Below are 6,823 nucleotides of genomic sequence, written 5' to 3'. Positions count from 1 at the left end.
CCGTGGCCGGGCGGCGGCGGTGTGGTCCGACAAGCAAGAAAGGGGCGTTGACCTCAAGGTGTTGCGTCTCATCGTGCGCCGGCTGCTCCAGCTGATACCCACCCTGGCGGGTCTGTCGGTGCTGTTGTTCCTCTGGCTGAACCGGCTGCCCGGTGGCCCCACCGCCGCCCTCCTGGGCGAGCGCGCCACCGAGGCGGACCGCCGCCAGATCGAGGCGGCCCTCGGCCTCGATCAGCCGGTCTGGGTCCAGTACGGCCGCTTCCTGCGGCGCCTGGCCGAGCTGGATCTCGGCACCTCCGTCCAGACCGGCCGCCCGGTGTGGGAGGAGTTCACCACCCGCTTCCCCGCCACCGTCGAACTCGGCCTCACCGCCCTGCTCATCGCCGTCGTCATCGGCATCCCGCTCGGCTACCTGGCCGCCGCCCGCCGCGGCACCTGGCTCGACGTCGGCGCCGTCTCCGGCTCCCTGCTGGGCATCTGCATCCCGGTCTTCTTCCTCGCCTTCCTCCTCAAGTCCGTCTTCGCCGTCAACCTCGGCTGGCTGCCCAGCGTCGGACGGCAGTCCAACGACATCAACGCCACCGAGGTCACCGGATTCCGCATCCTGGACGGCATCCTCACCGGCGAGTTCGACGCCTCCTGGGACGCCATCGTCCATCTCGTCCTGCCCGCCCTCGCCCTGGCCTCCATCCCGCTGGCCATCATCGTGCGCATGACCCGGGCCAGCGTCCTGGAAGTGCTCGGCGAGGACTACGTCCGCACCGCCGAGTCCAAGGGCCTGCGGCGGCAGGTCGTCCGCGCCCGGCACGTCCTGCGCAACGCGCTGCTGCCGGTCGTCACCACCATCGGCCTGCTCACCGGCCAACTGCTGTCCGGCGCCGTGCTCACCGAATCCGTCTTCGCCTTCAATGGCATCGGGAACTTCCTGCGCACCGCCATCGACGGCCGCGACTACCCCGTCCTCATGGGCTTCATCATGTTTATCGCGCTGCTCTACGTCGTCATCAACCTGCTGGTGGACCTGGCGTACAGCCTCATCGATCCGAGGGTGCGGGTGCACTGATGAGTACCAAGACCGCAAAGATCGACCGGCTCGCCGAGCTGACCGCCCAGCGGGAGACCACCGGCGGCGCCAGCCTGTGGACCGAGGCCCTGCGCCGGCTGCGCTCCTCCAAGATGGCCATCATCGGCGCCGTCATCATCGGCGTCTTCGTCCTGCTGGCGATCGTCGGACCCTGGATCGCCCCGTACAACCCGCTCCAGCAGTGGCGCGGCGAGGTGTTCATCAACCAGAACATCTTCATCGGCTCCCGCTCGGAGAACTGGCTGGGCCTGGACCACCTCGGCCGCGACCAGCTCTCCCGGATGCTGGTCGGCGCCCGCCAGACCCTGCTCGTCGGCGTCGTCGCCACCCTCCTCGGCTTCACCGTCGGCGCCCTCATCGGCGGCCTCTCCGGCGCCGCCCTCGCCTTCGGCGGCAAGACCGGACAGCGCATCGACACCGCCGTGATGCGCTTCATCGACATGGTGCTGGCCCTGCCCTCGCTGCTGCTGGCCGTCTCCATCGCCGCCATCATGGGCCAGTCCCTCACCACCGTGATGATCGCGGTGGGGGTCGTCCAGATCCCCGTCTTCGCCCGGCTGCTGCGCGGCTCCATGCTCGCCCAGGCCGGCTCCGACTACGTGCTCGCCGCCCGCTCGCTGGGCGTACGGCGCCGGCGCATCGTCACCGCGCACGTCCTGCCCAACTCCCTCGGCCCGGTGATCGTCCAGGCCACCCTCGCGCTGGCCACCGCCATCATCGAAGCCGCCGCCCTGTCCTACCTGGGCCTGGGCAACCCCGACGCGGCCCAGCCCGAATGGGGCGTCATGCTCGTACAGGCCCAGCCGTACTTCGACCACGCACCGATGATGGCGCTCTACCCGGCGCTCGGCATCATCATCACGGCCCTGGGCTTCACCCTGCTGGGCGAGGCGATGCGCGAAGCACTCGACCCGAAACTGCGGAGCTGATGACCATGTCTCCACAACCACCACTGCTGAGCGTGGAAGACCTCACCGTCACCTTCACCGGGCGCGGCCGCACCGACGTCCGGGCGGTCTCCGGAGTCTCGTTCGACGTGGCGCAGGGCCAGGTCACCGGGCTGGTCGGCGAGTCGGGCTGCGGCAAGAGCGTCACCTCGCTGGCCCTGATGGGCCTGCTGCCCAAGAAGGGCGTCACGGTCGGCGGCCACGCCTACTTCTCCGGCACCGACCTGCTGGGCCTGGGCCGCGAGCAACTGCGCGACCTGCGCGGCAGCAAGCTGGCGATGATCTTCCAGGACCCGCTGTCCTCGCTCAACCCGGTCATCCCCATCGGCCTCCAGGTCACCGAGATCCTCACCCGGCACCGCGGGCTGCGCGGCGACGCCGCCCGCAAGGAGGCCGCGCTGCTGCTGGAGCGGGTCGGCATCCCCGACCCCACCCGGCGGCTGAAGGAGTACCCGCACCAGCTCTCCGGCGGCATGCGGCAGCGCGCGCTGATCGCCATGGCCGTGGCCTGCGCGCCCCGGCTGCTCATCGCCGACGAGCCCACCACGGCCCTGGACGTCACCATCCAGGCGCAGATCCTCGAACTCCTCAAGGAACTCGTCGACCAGCAGGGCACCGCGCTGCTGATGATCACCCACGACATGGGGGTGGTCGCCGGACTGTGCGACCGGGTCAACGTGCTGTACGCGGGCAAGGTGGTCGAGGCCGCCGAGCGCAAGCCGCTCTTCGCCGCGCCCACCCACCCCTACGCGCACGGGCTGCTCGGCTCCATCCCGCGCCTGGACGCCCCGCGCGGCGAACCGCTGAACCCGATCCGCGGCTCCATCCAGGACACCATCGCCTGGTCGGACGGGTGCGCCTTCGCCCCGCGCTGCGACTTCTACTCCGAGCGGTGCCTCACCGGCACCCCCGAGCTGACCGAACCGCACACGGCGGGCCACCGGGTGCGCTGCGTCCACCCGGTGGCGCCGCCCCGCACGGAAGGAGCGGACCGGTGAGCCTGCTCGAACTCGACGACGTGAAGGTGCACTTCCCCGTCAAACGCGGCGTCCTCTTCGACCGCACCGTGGGCCACGTCTACGCGGTCGACGGCGTGTCGCTGTCCGTCACCGCCGGCCAGACCTACGGCCTGGTCGGCGAGTCGGGCTGCGGCAAGACCACCCTGGGCCGCGCCGTGCTGCGGCTGACCGACATCACCTCCGGCTCCGTCGTCTTCGACGGCACCGACCTGGCCCAGCTGCCCGAGGAGGAGATGCGGCGCGCCAGACGCCGGCTCCAGATGGTCTTCCAGGACCCGCTGGGCTCGCTGAACCCCCGGCAGAACATCGAGTCGATCCTGGCCGAGGGCATGGCGGCGCACGGTATCGGCGCCGACCGCGCGGAGCGGCGCGAGCGGATCAAGGAGATCCTCACCAAGGTGGGGCTGCCGCACAGCGCGCTCTCCCGCTACCCGCACGAGTTCTCCGGCGGGCAGCGGCAGCGCATCGGCATCGCCCGGGCCCTGGTCCTCCAGCCCGATGTGATCATCTGCGACGAGCCGGTCTCGGCGCTGGACGTCTCCATCCAGGCCCAGGTCATCAACCTGCTGGAGGAACTCCAGGAGTCCGAGGGCCTGACCTATCTGGTCATCGCCCACGACCTGGCGGTGGTACGGCACATCTCCGACGTCATCGGCGTGATGTACCTGGGCTCGCTGGTCGAGGAGGCGCCATCCGACGCGCTGTACGCCGAGCCCCGCCACCCGTACACCCGCGCGCTGATGTCGGCCGTGCCGGTGCCCGACCCGGAGGTGGAGGACCGGCGCGAGCGCATCCTGCTCCGCGGCGACCTGCCCTCCCCGGCCAACCCGCCGGCCGGCTGCCGCTTCCACACCCGCTGCCCGTGGCGGCAGCCCACCCGGTGCGACACCGAGCGCCCCGCGCTCGCCGACATCGGCGGCGGCCACCGGGTGGCCTGCCACTGGGCCGCCGAGATCGCCGACGGCTCCCTCCAGCCGACCTCCGAGCTGGCGCCGCCGGTGCTGGTCGACACCGGCACACTCGGCGAACCCGGCGCGGACCCTGGCACGGGCAGTGAACCGGGCACGGGCACGGACCCGGACCCGGAGGAAAGGGCCGCCGGTACCCCCTCCTGATGGTCCCCGGGGGTGGTTTGGTGGGGGTTTCCTGCGTCATGCGCCGGAAACCACCCCAACCACCCCCGATGCCCGGATACCTTCGGACCGTGAAGGCCATCCGTCGTTTCTCCGTGACCGCCGTCCTCCCCGAGCCACTGCGACCGCTGCGGGAACTGGCGTTCAACCTGCGCTGGTCCTGGCACCCCGACACCCGCGACCTGCTGAGATCCGTGGACCCGGACGGCTGGCGGCGCTCGGGCGCCGACCCGGTACGGATGCTGGCGTCCGTCACCGCCGACCGGCTCGCCGCGCTCGCCGCCGACCGCGGCTTCGTCCGCCGCCTCGACGTCGCCGCCGCCGACCTGCGGGACTACCTCTCCGAACCCCGCTGGTACCAGCACGCCGAAGGAGAACTGCCCCGGGCCGTCGCCTACTTCTCACCCGAGTTCGGCATCACCGCCGCCCTGCCCCAGTACTCCGGCGGGCTCGGCATCCTGGCCGGCGACCACCTCAAGGCCGCCAGCGACCTCGGCGCCCCGCTCATCGGCGTCGGCCTGCTCTACCGGCACGGCTACTTCCGCCAGACCCTGGACGCCGAGGGACAGCAGCGCGAGAGCTACCCCGTGCTCGACCCCCGCGAACTGCCGCTCACCGAACTCACCGAGAACGACGGCAGCCCCGTCCGCGTCACCCTCGCCCTCCCCGGCGGACGCACCCTGGCCGCCCGGGTGTGGCAGGCCGCCGTCGGCCGGGTGCCGCTGCTGCTGCTCGACTCCGCCGTCGACGGCAACGCCCCCGCCGAACGCGACGTCACCGACCGGCTCTACGGCGGCGGCAGCGAACACCGGCTGCTCCAGGAGATGCTGCTCGGCATCGGCGGCATGCGCGCCCTGCGCGCCTACTGCCGGATCACCGGCCACCCCGAGCCCGAGGTCTTCCACATGAACGAAGGCCACGCCGGGTTCCTCGGCCCCGAACGCATCCGCGAACTCGACGCCCTCGGCATCGGCTTCGACGCCGCCACCCGCATGGTGCGGGCCGGCACCGTGTTCACCACCCACACCCCCGTCCCGGCCGGCATCGACCGCTTCCCCGAGGAACTGGTGGCCGAGCACCTGGGCCCCGGCGGCGAACTCGGCCCCCTGGACCCCGCCGCCCTGCTCGCCCTCGGCCGCGAACCGCAGGAGCCGGAGCCCGGGCACCAGCCGCAGTTCAACATGGCCGTCCTCGGCCTGCGCACCGCCCAGCGCGCCAACGGCGTCTCCACCCTGCACGGCGCGGTGGCCCGCGACATGTTCGCAGGGCTGTGGCCCGGCTTCGACCCCGACGAGGTGCCCATCACCTCCGTCACCAACGGCGTCCACGCCCCCACCTGGACCGCCGACGCGCTGCTGCGCGCCGGGGACCCGCGGCGGCTGACCGACACCGAGCTGTGGGAGCTGCGGCGCGGCCTGCGCGAGAATCTGGTGCACGAGGTACGCGCCCGGCTCCGCGACTCCTGGCGGCAGCGCGGCGCGGGCGACGGCGAGCTGGGCTGGATCGACGATGTCCTCGACCCCGACGTCCTCACCCTCGGCTTCGCCCGGCGCGTCCCCTCCTACAAGCGGCTCACCCTGATGCTGCGCGACCCCGAACGCTTCAAGGCGCTGCTGCTGCACCCCGAGCGCCCCATCCAGCTGGTGGTGGCCGGCAAGGCCCACCCGGCGGACGAGGGCGGGAAGCGGCTGATCCAGGAACTGGTGCGGTTCTCCGACGACCCCGAGGTCCGGCACCGGATCGTGTACCTGCCGGACTACGGCATGGCCATGGCCCGCGGCCTGTACGCGGGCTGCGACGTATGGCTCAACAACCCGCTGCGCCCGCTGGAGGCGTGCGGCACCTCCGGCATGAAGTCGGCGCTCAACGGCGGCCTCAACCTCTCGGTGCGCGACGGCTGGTGGGACGAGTGGTGCGAGCCCGACTTCGGCTGGGAGATCCCCACGGCGGACGGGCTCGCCGGCGGCGACCCCGAGCGGCGCGACGCGGCGGAGGCCGCGGCGCTCTACCGGCTGATCGAGGAGCGGGTCGCCCCCTGCTTCTACGCGCGCGGGCGCGGCCGGTGGCTGGAGATGGTGCGGGCCACCCTGGACCGGCTGGGCCCGAAGGTGCTGGCGGACCGGATGGTGCGGGAGTACGTGACCGGCCTGTACGCGCCCGCCGCACGGGCGCACCGGGCGATGGACGCGGCGGCGGCCGGGGAACTGGCGGCGTACGCCGAGCGGGTGCGCGGCGAGTGGCCCAAGGTGGCGGTGGACCACGTCGAGACCGGCGAGGAACCCCCGGTCCTGGGCGGCACGCTGCCGCTGCGGGCCAGGATCCGGCTCGGCGAACTGGAACCCGCCCAGGTCGAGGTGCAGGCGCTCACCGGCCGCGTCGACGAGAGCGACCACCTGGTGGACGCCGAACCGATCCCGCTGAAGCCGGACGGCGGCCCCGACCTGGAGGGCCGCTGGACGTACACGGCGGACATCCCGCTGCCGCACCCCGGCCCGTTCGGCTACACGGTCCGCGTCCTGCCGGCCCACCCCTTGCTGGCCACCCGGCCGGAACTCGGCCTGACGGCGCTGCCCCGGGACAACGGAACGGAGGAGGCGGGCATCCTGCTCCGGTAGCCCTTCCCCGGCGTGCGGCCGGAGG

Annotated in this window: 5 protein-coding genes; all 5 read left to right on the top strand. The window is 72.5% G+C overall.

Translation table 11 applies throughout. The features are described 5' to 3' along the window. Positions 1-58: 58 nt before the first annotated feature. The 5 genes from ACFV5N_RS22715 (at position 59) to glgP (ending at position 6,798) form a co-directional block, all read left to right on the top strand. Complete coding sequence (locus tag ACFV5N_RS22715; RefSeq protein ID WP_385602849.1) at positions 59-1,063, top strand: ABC transporter permease; 1,005 nt, start codon at positions 59-61, stop codon at positions 1,061-1,063. Beyond that, positions 1,063-2,013 (top strand): ABC transporter permease, encoded by a 951-nt coding sequence (locus ACFV5N_RS22710; protein ID WP_385602843.1) that lies wholly within the window; start codon positions 1,063-1,065, stop codon positions 2,011-2,013. Before ACFV5N_RS22715 ends, ACFV5N_RS22710 begins: the two co-directional genes overlap by 1 nt. Before the next feature lie 5 nt (positions 2,014-2,018). Beyond that, the gene (locus tag ACFV5N_RS22705; RefSeq protein WP_385602846.1) at positions 2,019-3,029 is read left to right on the top strand and encodes an ABC transporter ATP-binding protein; all 1,011 of its coding nucleotides are present in this window, start codon (positions 2,019-2,021) and stop codon (positions 3,027-3,029) included. Then, positions 3,026-4,165 (top strand): ABC transporter ATP-binding protein, encoded by a 1,140-nt coding sequence (locus tag ACFV5N_RS22700; RefSeq protein WP_385602840.1) that lies wholly within the window; start codon positions 3,026-3,028, stop codon positions 4,163-4,165. Before ACFV5N_RS22705 ends, ACFV5N_RS22700 begins: the two co-directional genes overlap by 4 nt. Positions 4,166-4,254: 89 nt before the next feature. Beyond that, positions 4,255-6,798: an alpha-glucan family phosphorylase gene (gene glgP, locus ACFV5N_RS22695; RefSeq protein ID WP_385602837.1), complete on the top strand. Its 2,544-nt coding sequence runs from the start codon at positions 4,255-4,257 to the stop codon at positions 6,796-6,798. The last annotated feature ends 25 nt before the right edge of the window (positions 6,799-6,823 follow it).

The organism is Streptomyces sp. NPDC059853 (assembly GCF_042731495.1).
Classification (GTDB): Bacteria; Actinomycetota; Actinomycetes; order Streptomycetales; family Streptomycetaceae; genus Streptomyces.
This window is presented reverse-complemented; position numbering and strand designations above follow the sequence as displayed.